This window comes from Adonisia turfae CCMR0081 (genome assembly GCF_011009555.1).
In the GTDB taxonomy this organism is placed as follows: domain Bacteria; phylum Cyanobacteriota; class Cyanobacteriia; order Phormidesmidales; family Phormidesmidaceae; genus Leptothoe; species Leptothoe turfae.
In genome coordinates this window covers 3,108,013-3,125,710 of the sequence record NZ_QXHD01000004.1, presented here as the reverse complement: position 1 = coordinate 3,125,710, position 17,698 = coordinate 3,108,013, and the positions used below count along the sequence as shown (strand labels likewise).

Below are 17,698 nucleotides of genomic sequence, written 5' to 3'. Positions count from 1 at the left end.
ACCAAGAGCTCGCCTAAGAGTAGGTTGACATCCTGCTGAGATCGTCGATTAAGAGATGTTAGAGCACTGTGCCGTCATCAGCTTCAGTTTTTCAGCCTTAGCCATGGGGAATCGATTAATGTCTAATTTTGCGTGATTACTGATAAAACGGTTCTTAATACAGAACCTGTTGAAAACCATAGTTGATTATTCAATCAACTATGGTTTTTAGGACCTTATTAAATAGTGTTCCAAGTTCAGCACTGTCCAATTGTTTGGGGGTGTTTAATTTTGAGGTCCTTATTCTTGTAATGTTCCATTACGGAGCATTCAGAGAAAATACTGAGCTTGAGATTGCAGAGTTACTCACCGTTTGGAGGGTTAGTTGTGAACAAAGTGGATGGTCTCTGGAATGAAGTTCTCAATAAACTTCAGGACCAACTCAGTGGTCCCACGTTTGAAACGTGGATCAAACCCACACGACTTCAAACCCTAGCGGATAGTACTCTAACTATTTCCACACCGAATCCTTTTGCCCGTAATTGGGTGCAAAAGCACTACATTCAAGTCATTTCTGACGTAGCGCAAGAACTGTTGGGCCAAGACATTAACGTGGTCGTCACAGTGAGTGAACCAGTTGATGGTGATACGAATCGGACGGATAATGCTGCCGCCTGGCCTTCACCTCAAACCACAGAACGCATCACTACCAGTAAATCAAGTCCACCTGACCTCAACCCAAAAGCTGTTTTTTCCCGATTCGTTGTCGGGTCCAATAACCGCATGGCCCATGCTGCCGCCCTGGCCGTCGCCGAATCGCCTGGCCGTGAGTTTAATCCCCTATTTCTTTGTGGCGGGGTTGGTCTTGGCAAAACCCATTTAATGCAATCTATTGGTCATTACCGTCTAGATATCGATACCGCTGCTCGCATTGCCTATGTATCCACCGAGCAGTTTACGAATGACCTCATCACAGCTATTCGGCGGGACAGCATGCAACGCTTCCGTGAACAGTATCGAGAAGTCGACATCATCATGGTTGATGATATTCAGTTTATTGAAGGCAAAGAATATACCCAGGAAGAATTCTTCCATACCTTCAACACGCTTCATGAAGCAGGCAAGCAGATTGTCCTAGCATCCGATCGTCCGCCCAATAAAATCCCCAGGCTCCAGGAACGGCTATGCTCCAGATTTTCCATGGGATTGATTGCTGACATTCAACCGCCTGATTTTGAAACCAGGATGGCCATTCTACAGAAAAAGGCTGAATACGAGAGCGTGAATTTAAGCCGTGAGGTAACTGAGTATATTGCTTCTAGCTACACATCCAATATTCGTGAGCTAGAAGGTGCTCTCATTAGAGCTATTGCCTATACCTCTATCTCAGGACTGCCCATGACCATCGAGAATCTGAAGCCGGTTCTTGATGCCCCCACAGGCAAAATCGATGCGTCTCCCACATCGGTGATAGATATTATTTCCGAAGTCTTCAGCGTTTCCGTAGAAGACCTCAAAGGCAATTCTCGCCGCCGTGAAATCAGCCAAGCTCGACAGATCGCCATGTACTTAATGCGACGACATACGGATCTTAGTTTGCCCAAGATCGGCGAAGTTTTTGGTGGAAAAGACCACACTACAGTTCTTTACAGCTGCGATAAAATCGCTCAACTCATTAAAAAAGACTTGAACATGGCTCAAACGGTACGTGAGCTTAGCGATCGCATCAGCTTAAGCAATCGAGCATAGCTAGATCAAACAAATCATACAAAGTCGTCAATCTAGGGCTCAGACAAAAAAGAGGACATACGTGCTCTGCCCCAGGCATCCTGCGTAAAAGGATCAGGCAATAATAGTACAGAAACCGCACCAGGGATATGACCCTGGTGCGGTTTCTGTTGACTAGTACATTGAAAACTTTTGGCTGTGGAAAACAGTACTGACGATCTACTTAACAATCAAACCATTACGTCCGAAGGCTTTGAGAATATTAAGTTTGATACCAAAATCCAGAAATATCGCTTGTGGAAAACTCTACTTTAGCTGTGGAAAAGGTGGGGATTAACTGGGGATAATAGGACAGGCGATGGGGAAAAAGATTTAGCCTACTCAGATCTTGTGGAAAACGGCTCTGAATATCCACATTTTTTCCACAGGCCAAAAAAGATTCAATAGCCTGATAGAGAAGGGGTGTAAAGATGTTTTCCACAGTTTCCACAGGCCCTACTACTACTATTGTTTAAATTTAAAGAAAGAACTTATCTATAGAACAGAGCAAGAAAATTTGCTTAAAATAAACGCTTTCCATCGTTCTGTTGGGGTGTTACGATTGGCCAGCATTCTTGATAGACATATGTCAGCCATGAAGTTCGTGTGCTCCCAGGGGGATCTCAACACACATCTCTCAATTGTCAGCCGGGCAGTTCCTTCCAGGCCCAATAAGCCCGTATTGGCAAATATTTTGGTCAAGGTAGATGAAGATGCACAACGCATTACCCTAACGAGTTTTGATGAAACACTAGGGATCCAAACCAGCTTTTCTGCCCATGTTGAAGAGGGGGGGATGCTGACAGTTCCTGCCAAACTATTGGGAGATATTGTGGCTAAACTGCCTCCTGAAGATTTGGATTTTAGCCAATCAAATACCGAACCAGTGATTACCCTGACTTGCTCAGCTGGTGAATATCAAGTACGTGGCATGGAAGCCACTGACTATCCAAACCTTCCCTTAGTGGAAGATGGACAGGTAGCGAGTGTTTCGGCAGAATCCATTTTGGAAGGTCTACGGGGAGCTCTATTTGCTACCAGTTCTGATGAAACCAAACAAGTGCTCACAGGTGTTCATGTCGTGGCAGAACCCGAAAATTTAGAATTTGCTGCTACAGATGGCCATCGCTTAGCTGTAGTTCAGAGTGTGGATGATTCGGGCATGAACTTGGCCATTGATGTGACAGTTCCGGGCAAAGCCCTACGTGAGTTAGAACGGTTACTACAGTCTTATCAGGGAACAGAGCCAATTTCCCTAAGATTTGATCCGACTCAAGTCGTTTTTGAGTTAGGGCATCAGCGCATTACGACTCGTCTTTTAGAAGGGCAATATCCCAATTACCGCCAACTAATTCCTAAGCAGTTCGAGCGGCAGTTGACAATAGATCGTAAGCAGCTGATGTCTGCTTTAGAGCGCATCGGTGTACTAGCCGACCAACGCAATAATATTGTCAAACTTTCCATTGCTGGCTCAGCCCAAACCTTGGCTTTGTCAGTTGAGGCCCAGGAGGTGGGTAGTGGCCGAGAAGAAATGTCTGCCCAGGTGACAGGAGAGGATCTCGATATTGCCTTTAACGTGAGGTACTTACTAGAAGGCCTTCGTGCTCTACCGAGTCCTGAAGTGCAATTGCAGTGCAATTCAGCCACTAGTCCAGCAATTCTGACTCCCGTTAGTGGTTTACAAATGACATACCTTGTGATGCCTGTGCAAATTCGTAGTTAAGCACGTCAATAAAGTTCAAGGAAAATTTATCTAAATCCTCGCATTAGGCTTCAAGAAAGGGCAATCTGGTAATGGCCTAAAAAATTAAGCGAGGATTTAGATATGGATATCACATTAGCTGCTCTTGTTTTTGGAACAGTATTTGTCCTATTTAGCCGTGAAGTCCTGGGTGACTAGTACCCTGGGGCGTAAGTTTGCTAACTATCCAATGTGGATGAGTCGATGGGTGCATGGGTGCATGAAATTTCCGCCAAATTTTTGCCATTGGGTATACTAGCCAGAGGTAGAAATTATTTAAATCCTACAGTGAATGCTTGTGTTGCTTGGCTGATGTGATAGCAACACATAGTCCATCAAGCTTAAAGCCTAGTTTAAGTAGAGATTTAGTACTCTGTCCTGGAAGTTGCTGTTCTAGCTAGAACAGAGGTTTTATCATTGCCAAACCAGTCTCTATACTTTGGTGCAATGGATGCTCTTACAGGGGAGACTGCCTTGAAGGGCATCAGTTTGTAGTTCCAAAAAAATCAATACGATAATCGGTAATCTTCAGACCGGTACGTTGCTCAACTTCTTGAATAACGGCACGCGGTAGTTCAATATCAATATCAATTATTTTCTGAGTGTCTAGACAATTGACATGGCTATGAGAACTATTGAGATGGCCATATAGTCTGCCATCTGAGCGTTCAACACATTCAATTATGCCTTGATCAAAGAGGGCTTCTAAATTCTGGTAGACCGATGTGTGGCCAATTTTTTTGCCTCGACGGTTAAGTTCGTCATAAATTTCCCGTGCAGATAGATGCTCCTGCACATCCCAAAGCAACTCCAAAATATAGCGACGCTGACGACTGAGGCGCATACCTAATGCTTGACACCTTTCAATGGCGTCTGAGAGCGATGAAATTGGATAGGATGAGGGTTGCATGATCTTGACGCGGTCAGCCGACACCAGTCTCACTCTAGCTTGCTTTTTTTAATGTTGTCTATTTACTGATTCAAACTAACGTTTGTATGTAGAGCGATTAGCCAGCAATTTCCTCTGGATCTGATGTTGGAGCTATGGACAACCTTTTATCTTGAGAGTCATCTCCACGTTTTAAGGTGTCTTTTGCCTGAATGGCGTCAGTCTCAGCCTCATATGTCTTAGCTATGGGCACATCTCTGCTCTGAATTTCTCGACTCGAAGACTCCCAATCATCATGAATGCTGAATGCTAATGATGTTGAATCTGTGGGTTGAGTCACCAATAATTTCTTTTCTTGCGAGGTCTTATCTGTAGAAAAGAGGTTAGTTGAAGGTTCTGGAGCTAATGCCAATATGGGGGTCTTCAAGGTTTCTTCTGATGGGGTATTTAGATCGTCTCGCTGGGCTTGATAACTGTTGAAGGCTGTGGCAACAGCATCATGGCGACGGCGTTGATCTCTACGAATGCTGGTTAAGGTGTTGCCTAGTCCAGGAGCATTCCACCGCTGTGTATCTGGGTCTAAGTAAGAGTATGTTCTTGCCCAGACAATGGCATCGTTGTTTTTCATTCCTTTATGTCTAGCTTGGACAAGACGATCGACATAACCACCACGCTCTAAGGCCGCTCTAGGCGATTGATTTGCTAAGTCTAAACCATTAAGAACTTCCCCCAGGGTCATGGATAATTCTGCTTGATCAGCCTGGTTTGCAATGGTTTTCCCCTGTCTTTTGAGTCTTTTGAGTTGCTTCTTATCAGCTTCTTGAGGAGAACTTGCGCCGTGCTGATAGGAAAACGTTCCCATGTTCCACACACCGTTACCTGGGTCGGTGTGGCCGTAATAAGCTTGAGTGGGATTTCCGTTGGCAGTGCGTGTTCCTTCGGCGCTGCCAATAACCCGAGCGACTAATGAGTTGGAACCACCTTCATACATCCAATTGGGTAAAGCAGGCTGCTCCTGAGCTTTTGTTAAGGGCTGAGGTGGTGATGGCTCTGATGGCTCGAAGATAGATGCGTCCGGAGTAAAGTTTAAGGCAATGGCCTCCTTCTCTGATGAATCATGGGGTATAGGTGTAGATGGAATAGGGTTGGGTGAGAGTACCCGTGAGGTTGGCAAAGCGCTTGGCGGTGGTGGGGTTAATACCCGTGCAGATGCGATCACATGGCTCGGTAGCGCAGACTTAGAACTTGTAATTCGAAGCGGAGGCTGACTCGCTGTAGGCGGTATAGGCAGTGGCTTAAAAACTTTTACTGCACTTGGAGAGTCTGTCTCAGGTAAACCGGGTTGGCTATCGATAAGTTCAGAACTGGAGGAAGTCTGAGATCTTTTGGGTTGTGTCTCTAGGTCAAAGTTCACACCCATGGCTTGGGCAGGACGATGACCTATGGCAGTCACCAAAAGAGAAAGGGCAAAAAGGTGATGAAGCTTGAAGCGCAGCATAGTGGTCAGGACTCCGAAGGCGGAAACACAAGGTGAGAGAGGTTGCCAGGAAACATTTGTTAGTTAACAGATTTTTTTCCTTTTTGTGTCTGAGGTGATTGGGCTTGATCCTGATTTGTCTCATCTTTAGTGGGAGATCTGCCAGGATTATGTTGAGAAATGGCTCGTTCTAAAACTCCGGTCGAGGGTTCAACAATAATCCAAGTGCCATCGGGCTGACGGCGTAATGTGGCAAATTGTATGTGACGTCCTCCACCCATGGTTTGCCCGGCTTTAATGTTGCCAAGTCTGGGTCTTTGCAAACCACAAAATCGAAACAGGTAAGCTGGAACTTCAGGGGTGGAATAAATTACGCACTGTTCGAATGTGCTGGGTTCTACTTTGCCTGGAAACGGTGCTCTTAAGGGTTGATGCTTAAGCTGAATGGAAATATCGCCTAAACTGCCAACGACAAGATGGTCTGCAATTTTATCGCCGGGTTCCAGCTCCCATTGTTGTTGGATATTAATGACTCGTTTGGGGGGTATTGCTTGGGATTGACAACTACTTAGCAATAAGCCAAAGAATACAATCCAAAGCCTGTGCTGAGACCTACTCAAAGCTGAAACGATAACCTGCATACTCATTATTTTCGTAGAGAATCACAAGGGTTGTACCAGGATCAAATGCAAGGGGATAGGCTTCTCGTTCCGCATCCACCCCAGATCGGACTTTGAGTGTGGGTAATGCACAATAGGGTTCGCTGACGACTTGTCGAACTCTCTCTTTGGCATCTCGTTCTGGGATGGTGAGGAGTTGGGCTAACTGTTCTCGAGATAGTTTGGCGTCATCACTTACTACATCATTACAATGGGCTTGTTGGCTAGCTGTACTAGCGGATGTAAAAAAGTTTTTGATGCCATTAAAATCGATCAGTAAAGCTGTAAGAATCATGGCTAGACTAGCTGCCACTAGAGGTTTGGGACCTAGACTTTGTGACCGAGGGCGATGGGGAACATTGTTGGGGTAAACCATGGGAGACCTCTTGGGAAAGAATGAAATGAGTAGGAAAGAAACTGCATGACAAAACTAACTGCACTGCTTTTAGTGAAAATGTATAAAAGCTCTGATATCTTCTGATATCTGTTGTAGTGATTGTGGTTGTTGAGGTTAGGCAAAACGACCGCCGACCAGCAAACCGAGGATGATCATAAGTGTGCGATACCCTAATACTGGATCGGGGCGGGGGCTAAGAATAGCTCTGTAAAGACTGAGGATAATGCCAGCAATGAGAATAAATGCTACTGGCGGCCATAGTGCTGGGTTAATTTGAAACAGTTGATTTAGAATCAGCCGGAAAATGGCTGCACCAATGCACCAAATTGCACTGTCTAGGAGGGTAAATTGTGAAACCCGTGTTTGTCGTCTAGAGTGTAGATAGCGGCGTGTCCATCGTTGGATAGATCCAGACAGTTGCTGATAAACACGCCTGAGGTCGCTCACAAAGCCTGTGCCATTGGTTTTGCGATCATACTGATCGTCAAAATCATTAGAACGCCCTTGTTCTTGATGGAGCGGGTGTTTGAATAGTGACTGCGATCGCAACCTTAAGGTTTGTGCATTTGACGTAGCGTCGTGCTCAGCCTGGTGAAAATCGACCGTATGATAGATTAATTCTAAATATCCATCGGCATCACGTTGAACAGTGGGGATCTGAATGGCCTGGCATTCTGCTAAAAAGCGAGTGATGTCATCAATATCTGGCGATGTACCCGGTTGGATGTGTTGAATCAGGCTATCACCTACGGACTGTAATCGTCGCAAGGCTTGTCGTTGCTGCTGTGCCAGCTGCTCAACGGCACCAAGCGCAGCATCAAACTGCTGCAAACTAGAACCAGGAACTGGAGACGATGACAGTGTTTGACCTGAGCGTTGCCGTAGGGTCTCAATTGCCGTGGTCACCTGGGCTAAATTAGGGGAAGGCGCAGTCAATCGTGACGGGCTCCAAGGAGCTGCCATTGTTTCGGGAGGAGAGGCTTTCAGGGTTTGTAGCTTCTGCCGAATCGTCTGAAGTTCCATATCTAAATCGTTCATATTGCAGAAGAGGACGAGGAACTAATAGAACAGATGCCTCATCAACTAATACAAATGTATCATAAATCTCGTTTAAATGATCATATTTCAGGTTGATTTTAGGTGTGAATTTCCTGGCTATGTCTGCGATTGAGCTGGCTAACGGCTGCTTGATCCAATGTTCTATATTTCTGGGGTTTAGGGACGATTGTGGTGACCTGTATGGGGAATTCGGTGCCTCAAGTCTGCTGACCTGTGGTTGCTTTTAATCACAGCAGGGGCGGCGTGAGCGCAATTCTTTAATGAAGTAGGTTGTTTGAATGCCCAATTCTCTTTCAATGAGCAAATAGATCAGCACCAACTACCGTGGCTGATCTACCATGCTTGAATTTATTACCTTGCCTGATGCACTACCTCCAGTTGCTCCTTACTCCCATGCTGTAAAGGCTGGAGATTTTCTCTTTGTGACAGGGCAGTTATCTGAAGATCCTGAGTCTGGTGAAGTCTTAAAGCTGGATGTTGAAGCGCAAACGCGGCAGGTGATGGAAAACCTGAAACGGGTGTTAACCCATGCGGGTACAAGCTTTCAAAATGTTGTGATGGTTCGAATTTTTGTCACGGACTTTCGCTACTACGAGATTGTTAATCAAGTCTATGCGTCTTACTTTGACCAGGCGCGGTTACCCAGTCGAACCACTGTGGGAATAACCGCTCTGGCCGGGTATGGCGATGTTGAAATTGATTTAATTGTTTACTGTGGTAGCTGATGTGTATCCTACTGCTTCTGTCTGTATCGGCCATGAATTCTCAATTTATTGGGTTTAGTGCTCGGATATAGTGTTGGGCGCAGTAATGTCAGTGACTAAGGAAGGACCTATATGCGAATTTCTGCTAGCTTGCTTTTAAGCTCTTTTGGTCAGCGCCTCTTCTCGGCCATTGGTCTCTTACTCCTCCTGGCTAGCCCGTTGGCAGCCCAGCCCAATCGTATTGAGCAAACTGAAAGCTGTGATGTCTTGGTGGTTGGTGGTGGCCTTGCGGGGGTGTCTACCGCCTACGAGAGTTTGCACGCTGGACGAACAGTTTGCCTGACAGAGATGACTGACTGGTTAGGGGGGCAGCTGACGTCTCAGGGGACAACGGCCTTAGATGAAGCTAGAATGCAGCGCCAACTTTTGTTTTATGCGTCAGGTTATAAAGACCTGCGGCAACGGGTACTGGATCTCTATGGTCGCCAGAATCCAGGGGACTGCTGGGTTAGTGCAGTTTGTTTTTTGCCTGCTGATGCCCACGATATTTTGGTGGATATGCTGAATGAGGCAGCCCGTGAGGGGGATGGAACCCTGAAGTGGTTTCCTTCAACAGTGGTGAAGGAGTTGGATATTGATGGCTCCATGATTGAAAGTGCGATCGCAATCCAACACAGCCCAGCACCGGGTACACCTCCCCTCAATACCGAGCCGTTATCTGCCTTCTACGAAGATGTCTATCGCTACGAAGATTCAGAGCGTTTAAGCAAAAATATTATTCGCTTTCAGCCTACTGGCAATGAAGGACCTGCTGATTGGTACGTGGTTGAGGCCACCGAAACGGGCGAATTGATTGCACTGTCGGGGGTGCCCTATCGTTTAGGCCTAGATCCAAAGTCCTATCTCAACCCGTCTTCGCCCACCTTGACGGGCGATGCCTACTGCACCCAGGGGTTTACCTATACGTTCGCAATGGAGCGGACTGAAGAGGCCCAAGTGCAGGAACGACCAGAGTATTACGACATTTACGCTCCATATTTCAGCTTTGAACGCGAGCGCGACAACACCAACTACATCGATTTTGTCTTTACTTATCGGCGGCTATGGGCACCGGGCAACCGACCCGAGCGCCGTATTTTTGGAGTTAGTGATATTAAGCCCGGCGATATCTCCATGCAAAATTGGACCTGGGGCAATGACTACCGACCAGGTACATTCGTAGACAACCTGATCTATTCCCATGAGCAACTGGAAGCTACAGGCCAGCTAGAACCTGGCGGTTGGCTAGGTGGGTTGCGTGTAGATACTCTGCGCCGGGGTGAAGAAAATGCCTTCAGCTATTACCACTGGTTGATTGGTGGATTGTCAGATTCTCAGCTGGGCTATGGCATTAAAAGTGTGGATCTTCGTCATCGATTTCTCACCGGTTTTGATGCCCCTATGAATACAGCCCACGGCTTATCCAAGCATCCCTATATCCGCGAGGGTCGTCGAATTATAGGACGACCTGCTTATGGTCATCCGGAGGGATTCATGATCAATGAGATTGACATTTCCCGTGTGGACTATAGCGATGAGTATTACCAGACTCAGTTACCCGATGGTATGTATCTACAATTGCGCCGGGCATTGGCTGGTTTAGAAACCGCTGCAGCTATCGGAGAGAATAAGGCCGCGACAGATATCCCTCGCCGCACTCGGTCCACCATCTTTCCAGATTCATTGGGCATTGCTCAGTATGCCATCGACTTTCATCCTTGTATGGAGTTAGCACCGCCTGAGCTGCCAGGCAATACTGAACGGGCTGGTGTACGGCGAGCCCATGGGCAGAGTTATCCTGGTCAGATTCCTCTGCGGGCGCTGATTCCCCAGGAGATTGACAACATGCTGGTTGCGGGTAAGAGTATTGCCACCAGTACGATTGCTGCTGCCGCCTATCGTGTTCATTCGTTCGAGTGGTCGGCGGGCATCGCTGCTGGTGCAACCATTGACTATGCGCTGGAGAATCAACTGTTGCCCCATAGCCTAGTGGATGATTTACCTCGATTTGAGCCTGAGCTTTTGGAGCTACAGCAACGGTTGCAAGAACGTGGCAATCCTATCGCTTTTCCTGATACGTCTATCTTCAACCTTGATTGGGAAGACTGGCGAGTTTGGTAGGAATCCACTGTCTAGAGGATTTTGTATTCCTGTGACAAAGGGGCAGGCATAAGGGGCTGCCCCTACGCAGGGATGGGATTTTGAGTCCGTGTTAAGCGGCGTGGCTGTAGATGATTTGCGCCAGGTCAGGAACGGCAGCTTCTACGTCATTCTTAACGGATTTACGTAGTTTTTTATACGTTCCGCTAACGACGCCATTGCTGGTGTTTTGAATACGGGCATCGGTCACACTTAAGATGCTGTCAGCGGTGCGATCGCTATTTTCACTGAGGTATTTGACTGGGTCACCCGCTGCTGCACCTTCTTGCCAAATAGGTTCAAGGGCTTTGCACGCATCGGGGAGTAGTCGATTAATGGCACCAGGGATGTAACCTGCGCCAACTCCTTTGATCACACCGTAGGCAGTTTTCATGGCCATGCCAGTGAGGCCACCTTTAGCAGCTACTTGCTTATCAATTAATTTAGCGCAGTCATCGGCGATGCTTGCTCGTATAGCTGCATCTTGAATCTTTTCACTCAGCATAAAGCTTGGCCCTAAATATCAATATAAATCGGTCTAATTCTTAGAGAATTATTGACACTATCATTGTTCCAACTTGGTGTTCTTTCTCAGACAACTTTGCGGGATCTTTAAGCAGTCTAAGTGAGTAGTAGTGCAAATAAACCCCATAGTGCAATGGCATCAAAGACCCCTGCTCCGCCAATGCTGAGATCACCAAGGGACAGTCGTTCCATATCCCTTAGGTGTAGTAGATCTGCGCTCACCAGTGTGCCCAAAATACCACCTCTAAAAGTAATGCTAGGAGGAGCTACAGCACCCAATAACCAGGCACAGATCACTGCTGTAAACGGTGCAACCTCTACAGGCTGCCATATAGTACGCTGATAGACCTAGCTGTTTCGTTTTTGGCACTATCAACCATGTCTGTTCGCGTTCGGATTGCTCCGAGTCCCACTGGCAATCTCCACATTGGGACAGCCAGAACCGCAGTTTTTAACTGGCTCTTTGCTCGTGCCCAGGGCGGTACGTTTATTCTGCGAGTAGAAGACACCGATCTAGAGCGTTCTAAGCCTGAGTACACCCAGAACATTATGGATGGCTTGCAATGGCTAGGTCTGACCTGGGATGAGGAGCCCGTGTATCAAACCCAGCGCATGGGTCTCTATCAGCCAAAAATTCAGGAGTTGCTAGATCAAGGACTGGCCTATCGTGCCTACGAAACTCCCGAAGAACTGAATGAGATGCGCGAGCGGCAAAAAGCCCGTAGTGAAGCACCTCGTTATAACAATCAGCATCGCGATCTCACCCCTGAGCAAATTGCTGCTTTTGAAGCAGAGGGACGTCAGGCGGTGATTCGTTTCAAAATTGATGACGACCGCGACATTACCTGGAACGACATGGTGCGTGGTCCCGTCAATTGGAAAGGTCGTGATTTGGGTGGCGACATGGTGATTGCTCGCGCCTCCTCAAGTACAGAAATTGGTCAGCCCCTTTATAACTTTGTAGTGGTGGTCGATGATGCCGATATGGGTATTACCCACGTCATTCGTGGTGAAGATCATGTGGGTAATACTCCGAAGCAAATCTTGCTATACGAGGCCATGGGGATGCCTGTGCCCCAGTTTGCCCACACACCGCTGATTTTGAATGAAAAGGGTGCCAAGCTTTCCAAGCGTGATGGAGTCACCTCTATTTCTGACTTTCAGACGATGGGCTTTACTGCTGCAGCGCTGGCCAACTATATGACGTTGCTGGGTTGGTCTGCCCCTGATGCCCAAGAGCTATTCACCTTAGATGAGGCTGCAAAGCTGTTTAGCTTTGACCGGGTCAATAAGGCTGGCGCTAAATTTGACTGGGATAAGCTGGACTGGATCAATAGCCAGTACCTGCATCAGAAATCCCCAGAGAGTTTGTTAGCACTGATGACTCCTTATCTAAAAGATGCGGGGTATGAATTTGATACAGAGGCTGATCAAGACTGGTTGCTCAAGTTAGCTGCCTTAGCAGGGCCGAGTCTGACTCGCTTAAAAGATTGTGTTGACCTGAGCCGCTTTTTCTTTACGCCGACCATGGAGTTCTCTGAGGCAGCGGTAGCGCAGCTTAAAAAAGATGGTGTGGCGGATGCAATGCAGGCTGTTTTAGATACCCTTAAAGCCCATGCAGGCCTAAATGAGGTGGGTGATGCCAAAGGTCTGATTAATCAGGTGACTAAGGCATTGGGGGTGAAAAAAGGTCTGATTATGAGATCCCTGAGAGCAGCCCTAATGGGGGATATGCAAGGACCAGACCTAGTGGAGTCCTGGGTGATTTTGCACCAGCGTGGTTTTGATCAGGGGCGTCTGGAACGTGCGATCGCAATAGCTACTAGTTAATGGTTTTAGACCGACTAAACAGCTAGCTTGTGATCACCCGGTAACATAGTGACTACGTAACGGATTGCCCGTATCTGAGAAATTACGTTACATTTAGTAAACAATGTAGTTAATTAAACCTAATCGACTTAAAAAATGCCATTGGCAGGCTTTTAGTCAACTCACAGGTTTTTATAGCTTGCTTTAGAACTTGCTTTTCAATCTGCTTAGGCAGTTAGGACTGTTAATCAAAACGAGGCCACCGAGATATGAAGCTTTCTTGGAGAGTCATTTTGCTCTGGACATTGCCAGCCCTGTTAATTGGGTTTTTCTTCTGGCAAGGTTCCATGGGCGGAGACCCCGCAAACATGAGTCGTAATACGGCAAGTACCCGTATGACCTACGGCCGGTTTTTAGACTATATAGATGCTGGTCGAGTGACAGCGGTTGACCTCTATGATGGTGGCCGAACAGCCATTATTGAAGCGGTTGATCCACAACTAGATAACCGCGTTATGCGCTGGCGTGTGGACCTACCCGGTAGTGCGCCTGAGCTCGTTGAGCGTCTCCGCGACTCTGACATCAGTTTGGATTCCCACCCACCTCGTAACGACGGTGCTTTGGTTGGTATTCTGGGCAATCTGCTATTCCCGTTCTTGCTAATTGCAGGTTTATTTTTCCTATTCCGTCGCTCCAACGGTGGCGTTGGCGGTGGTCCCGGTCAGGCCATGAACTTTGGTAAATCAAAGGCTCGTTTCATGATGGAAGCCAAGACCGGCATCATGTTCGATGATGTGGCAGGTATTGATGAAGCCAAGGAAGAGCTGCAAGAGGTGGTGACTTTCTTGAAGAAACCTGAGCGCTTTACGGCTGTGGGTGCTCGCATCCCCAAAGGTGTTTTGCTTGTTGGCCCTCCAGGAACTGGTAAAACTCTGCTAGCCAAAGCAATCGCTGGTGAAGCGGGTGTGCCGTTCTTCAGCATCTCTGGTTCTGAATTTGTAGAGATGTTTGTGGGTGTTGGTGCGTCTCGTGTTCGCGACCTGTTTAAGAAAGCGAAGGAAAATGCTCCTTGCATCATCTTTATTGATGAGATTGACGCCGTTGGTCGCTCCCGTGGTTCTGGTATCGGGGGGGGGAACGATGAGCGCGAGCAAACCCTCAACCAAATGCTGACCGAGATGGACGGTTTTGAGGGCAACAGCGGCATTATCGTGATTGCAGCGACTAACCGTGTTGATGTACTTGACTCGGCGCTGTTACGTCCCGGTCGCTTTGACCGTCAGGTATCGGTTGATCCACCTGATGTTAAGGGGCGTATTGCGGTTCTGGAAGTCCATGCCCGCAATAAGAAGCTGGCGGATGAGATTTCCTTGGATGCGATCGCACGTCGCACACCTGGTTTCACAGGTGCTGACTTAGCCAACTTGCTGAACGAGGCGGCTATTCTGACTGCTCGTCGTCGTAAAGAAGCCATTACGATGCTGGAAATTGATGATGCCGTTGATCGCGTCATCGCCGGTATGGAAGGCACACCTTTAGTCGACGGTAAGAGCAAGCGTTTGATTGCATACCACGAAGTTGGCCACGCACTGATTGGTACCCTGGTTAAGGCCCATGATCCTGTGCAGAAGGTGACTTTGATTCCCCGGGGCCAGGCTCAAGGTTTAACTTGGTTTACCCCCAGCGAAGACCAGATGTTGATTTCCCGTGCCCAGCTTTTGGCTCGGATTACCGGTGCCCTAGGGGGGCGTGCCGCTGAGGACATCATCTTTGGTGAGGCTGAGGTTACCACGGGAGCGGGGAACGACTTGCAACAGGTGACGTCCATGGCCCGTCAAATGGTTACCCGCTTTGGTATGTCTGCTGAGTTGGGGGCGTTGGCTCTAGAGAATCCTCAGGGTGAGGTTTTCCTTGGCGGCAGCTGGGGTAATCGTTCTGAATATTCTGAAACCGTCTCTCAGCGCATCGATGAACAAGTTCGCACCATTGTTGAGCAGTGCTACGACGATGCTAAGCGCATGGTTCAAGATAATCGTGCAGCTGTGGACCGCGTGGTCGATATGCTCATTGAGAAAGAGACTCTTGACGGAGATGAGTTCCGTCAGATTGTGGCTGAGTATACTACAGTCCCTGAGAAAGAGCAGTTTGTACCTGTTTTGTAATAAGCTACTGCTGGCCAATTCATTGTAAGAACTGGCCATAGAGGCTCTCGTTACATAAATCTGTGAGTGGTGAGGTCGTTTAACGACCTCACCATTTCTGTTTTTATGGATTGTCCATTGGCCTAGAACAGAAAAGCGGTTTGGTTCTGGAAGAACTTGGTTCAGGTTTAATGAACTCGAAGTTGGTATTACTCAAGTGTTGGTTATTGTGCTCCTGAGACCGGTGGTTCAGTTGCCATAGACGTGGCCATTGCGATCGCATCCTCAAACGACAGTATATCTGTACTGTAGTTCAATATATAGAGCGTGCCATCCTGCATCCATTCCACAGATGCAAAGCCCATGGCCTCAGCGGTATAGCCTTGAATACCGTTGCCTAAGACAATGGGTGTCAGAGGCGTTAAACGATTTTCCTCTGGAGTTGGCCAGGTGTTGGGCTCTGGGATGGTCACAATGTTAAAGGCCAGACAACGCTCACCTGAACATTCAGGTGAGGTACCAACAGTGAGGATATGGAACCCAGGATGTTTGTTTCGAGTAAAGGGATGTAGTTCCACGTCGGTGGGTACAGACGTGGGAAGGCGTACAGCAAAGTTTGAAGTGGTAAGTTCATCAAGAACCGGCTCAAATATAGGTGCAGGAGATGCTAAAGCAGGCATCACCGCGACAATATTACATATGCCTACCCCTAGGCCTAGTAATCCAAGCTTAAAGAGTTGCTTGCCATCTATTTTCTTTAAAGACATCATTCGCGCTTTCTTGAGAAGACACCTCTAGCATGGCTTTTGAAATAACAGCTCGCATCACCCAGTTGGGCATATTCTCAGATCAGAAGTTTGAGGAACTTGGTCAGTGTATAATTGGTACAATCCGAAATACATACACCAGTCAGGAATTTATAGCCTTAAGTAGCAATCCCAATCCAGGTGTGATGGATGCTGCAATGTTGAGGAGCGCTGAGCCATGTGTGTATAAAGCCTATGCTTATCATTAAGAGATCTCCTGTCAGCGCATATGGTTTGACAACATTCCAAGAGAAATTATCATCGAGAATCAGACTCTTCCAAGAAGATGATTCTCGATGACGATGATTAGCACTAATTTGTAGTATGAGAAGTGTCAACTTAAGCCAGGAGATCCTGGCTAGGTAAAGTATCAGATGTCAGCATCCAAAACCTCACTAACGCAATACTGGAGCCTTTATTTATTTGTTTGCAACTTCCCAAATGCCTGTGTTACACAACCACTTCGTCGATTTCAGTAACAAAGATGTCGTTAATGTTGTTTTCAAAGACACTGGCAGATTGCCAGCTAACGGTCGCTAGTAGGTTATTGCCTTGATAGATTTTAGCGCCGTCACTGCTCCCTTGAACGTTTAAGTTCTCAAGGTCATTAACAACAAAAGTAGTCCGACCTAGTTGAAAGTTCTTGATGATGTCGTACTTACTATTGTTTGCATCGAGAACAACAGTCTCGTCACCACTGAGCCAGATTGTATCAATACCATCACCACCGTCAATCAGATCGTCACCACCGTTGGCGTAAATCGTATCTTTGCCGCTGCCACCCAGGATGATGTCAGCTTGATTGCTGCCGTAAATTTTGTCAGCACCACGACCAGCCGCGATAAAGTCTCCACCGCCGTTGGCATAAATGATATCTCTACCGCTGCCACCCAGGATGAAGTCTGATTGGTTACTGCCATGTATGCGATCAGCACCAGGACCACCGATGAGGATATTCCAACCACCGTTGGCATAAATAGTGTCTCTACCAGGACCGCCAAAGATAAAATTGCTTTCAGATCCACCTGCAATGGTGTCGTTGCCGCGATTGCCAAACAGTAGGTCAAAACCACCGTTGCTGTTAATTGTATCAGCGCCACGAAGGCCGATAATCACTTCGTTATTTTCAGTACCATTGAGCTGTTCACTGGCTGGTGTTCCTATAATCAATTCAAATTCATCAAATTCAAAAAACTCATTAAGTTCAAACAAGTTACCCAATTCAACAAAAGCGCTGCTCATGAGATTCTAAATATTACGGTTTGATGGACAGTGAATGCGATCAGCAGTCAACAGATTTGTCTCTACTGTTGTTACTAAATTTTGTCCCCGATGATAATTATCTTGATTGATTTCTAACGTTAAGGAGATGGCAATCCATACATTTCACTAATACTTAAAGGTTTTAGAGGTTTTTATGAGTTGTTCTCTAGGGGTTAAACAATTGTCACAATGCTCTTTCTGTAATTCTTGCAGGGTAAGGAGGATAGGTCACCCTAGTTACAAGCTTGAGTTAGCCTAAAATGATGATGGCGGTCTTTTAAACTTACGAAGATAATATGTGGTG

16 protein-coding genes are annotated in these 17,698 nt (G+C 47.0%); 6 read left to right on the top strand and 10 right to left on the bottom strand.

What is annotated here, in order from left to right:
- Window positions 1-366 precede the first annotated feature (366 nt).
- Window positions 367-1,728 carry a chromosomal replication initiator protein DnaA gene (gene dnaA / locus DXZ20_RS17595; protein ID WP_163659124.1) on the top strand — a complete coding sequence of 454 codons (1,362 nt, stop codon included), beginning with the start codon at window positions 367-369 and terminating at the stop codon, window positions 1,726-1,728.
- A gap of 241 nt (window positions 1,729-1,969) precedes the next feature.
- Here dnaA and DXZ20_RS17590 read toward each other — a convergent pair whose 3' ends face one another.
- Window positions 1,970-2,188 carry a hypothetical protein gene (locus tag DXZ20_RS17590; protein WP_163659125.1) on the bottom strand — a complete coding sequence of 73 codons (219 nt, stop codon included), beginning with the start codon at window positions 2,186-2,188 and terminating at the stop codon, window positions 1,970-1,972.
- A 153-nt stretch (window positions 2,189-2,341) separates the two neighbouring features.
- Here DXZ20_RS17590 and dnaN point away from each other — a divergent pair, with 153 nt between their 5' ends.
- Window positions 2,342-3,469 (top strand): DNA polymerase III subunit beta, encoded by a 1,128-nt coding sequence (gene dnaN / locus DXZ20_RS17585; RefSeq protein ID WP_163659126.1) that lies wholly within the window; start codon window positions 2,342-2,344, stop codon window positions 3,467-3,469.
- Between the two features lie 502 nt (window positions 3,470-3,971).
- Here dnaN and DXZ20_RS17580 read toward each other — a convergent pair.
- The 5 genes from DXZ20_RS17580 to DXZ20_RS17560 all read right to left on the bottom strand — a co-directional run bounded on the left by DXZ20_RS17580 (window position 3,972) and on the right by DXZ20_RS17560 (window position 7,947).
- On the bottom strand, window positions 3,972-4,397 hold the full coding sequence (locus DXZ20_RS17580) for a Fur family transcriptional regulator (protein WP_163659127.1): 426 nt from the start codon (window positions 4,395-4,397) through the stop codon (window positions 3,972-3,974).
- A 97-nt stretch (window positions 4,398-4,494) separates the two neighbouring features.
- Complete coding sequence (locus DXZ20_RS17575) at window positions 4,495-5,874, bottom strand: hypothetical protein (RefSeq protein WP_163699562.1); 1,380 nt, start codon at window positions 5,872-5,874, stop codon at window positions 4,495-4,497.
- Between the two features lie 59 nt (window positions 5,875-5,933).
- Window positions 5,934-6,500, bottom strand: coding sequence for a hypothetical protein (locus tag DXZ20_RS17570; protein WP_163699561.1), 567 nt, complete (start codon window positions 6,498-6,500; stop codon window positions 5,934-5,936).
- The gene (locus tag DXZ20_RS17565; RefSeq protein WP_163699559.1) at window positions 6,466-6,888 is read right to left on the bottom strand and encodes a hypothetical protein; all 423 of its coding nucleotides are present in this window, start codon (window positions 6,886-6,888) and stop codon (window positions 6,466-6,468) included. Before DXZ20_RS17565 ends, DXZ20_RS17570 begins: the two co-directional genes overlap by 35 nt.
- 135 nt (window positions 6,889-7,023) lie before the next feature.
- Window positions 7,024-7,947, bottom strand: a complete 924-nt coding sequence (locus DXZ20_RS17560) for a DUF2207 domain-containing protein (RefSeq protein ID WP_163699557.1) — start codon at window positions 7,945-7,947, stop codon at window positions 7,024-7,026.
- 359 nt (window positions 7,948-8,306) lie between these two features.
- Between DXZ20_RS17560 and DXZ20_RS17555 the strand changes: the two genes are divergently transcribed.
- Both DXZ20_RS17555 and DXZ20_RS17550 read left to right on the top strand, forming a co-directional pair.
- Window positions 8,307-8,693, top strand: coding sequence for a RidA family protein (locus DXZ20_RS17555; RefSeq protein WP_163659132.1), 387 nt, complete (start codon window positions 8,307-8,309; stop codon window positions 8,691-8,693).
- A gap of 111 nt (window positions 8,694-8,804) precedes the next feature.
- The gene (locus DXZ20_RS17550; RefSeq protein WP_163699555.1) at window positions 8,805-10,832 is read left to right on the top strand and encodes an FAD-dependent oxidoreductase; all 2,028 of its coding nucleotides are present in this window, start codon (window positions 8,805-8,807) and stop codon (window positions 10,830-10,832) included.
- A 91-nt stretch (window positions 10,833-10,923) separates the two neighbouring features.
- Here DXZ20_RS17550 and DXZ20_RS17545 read toward each other — a convergent pair whose 3' ends face one another.
- Both DXZ20_RS17545 and DXZ20_RS17540 read right to left on the bottom strand, forming a co-directional pair.
- Entirely contained in the window at window positions 10,924-11,355 is a 432-nt protein-coding gene (locus tag DXZ20_RS17545; RefSeq protein WP_163659134.1) for a DUF6918 family protein, read from the bottom strand.
- Between the two features lie 116 nt (window positions 11,356-11,471).
- Complete coding sequence (locus DXZ20_RS17540; protein WP_163703523.1) at window positions 11,472-11,708, bottom strand: DUF1614 domain-containing protein; 237 nt, start codon at window positions 11,706-11,708, stop codon at window positions 11,472-11,474.
- A 45-nt stretch (window positions 11,709-11,753) separates the two neighbouring features.
- Here DXZ20_RS17540 and gltX point away from each other — a divergent pair, with 45 nt between their 5' ends.
- Both gltX and ftsH2 read left to right on the top strand, forming a co-directional pair.
- Window positions 11,754-13,205, top strand: coding sequence for a glutamate--tRNA ligase (gene gltX, locus DXZ20_RS17535; protein ID WP_163699553.1), 1,452 nt, complete (start codon window positions 11,754-11,756; stop codon window positions 13,203-13,205).
- 248 nt (window positions 13,206-13,453) lie between these two features.
- A complete protein-coding gene (gene ftsH2, locus DXZ20_RS17530) occupies window positions 13,454-15,346 on the top strand; it encodes an ATP-dependent zinc metalloprotease FtsH2 (protein WP_163699552.1) in 1,893 nt (630 codons plus the stop codon).
- Between the two features lie 203 nt (window positions 15,347-15,549).
- Here ftsH2 and DXZ20_RS17525 read toward each other — a convergent pair whose 3' ends face one another.
- Entirely contained in the window at window positions 15,550-16,095 is a 546-nt protein-coding gene (locus tag DXZ20_RS17525) for a hypothetical protein (protein ID WP_163699550.1), read from the bottom strand.
- A gap of 486 nt (window positions 16,096-16,581) precedes the next feature.
- On the bottom strand, window positions 16,582-17,373 hold the full coding sequence (locus DXZ20_RS17520) for a calcium-binding protein (RefSeq protein WP_163659139.1): 792 nt from the start codon (window positions 17,371-17,373) through the stop codon (window positions 16,582-16,584).
- Between the last annotated feature and the right edge of the window lie 325 nt (window positions 17,374-17,698).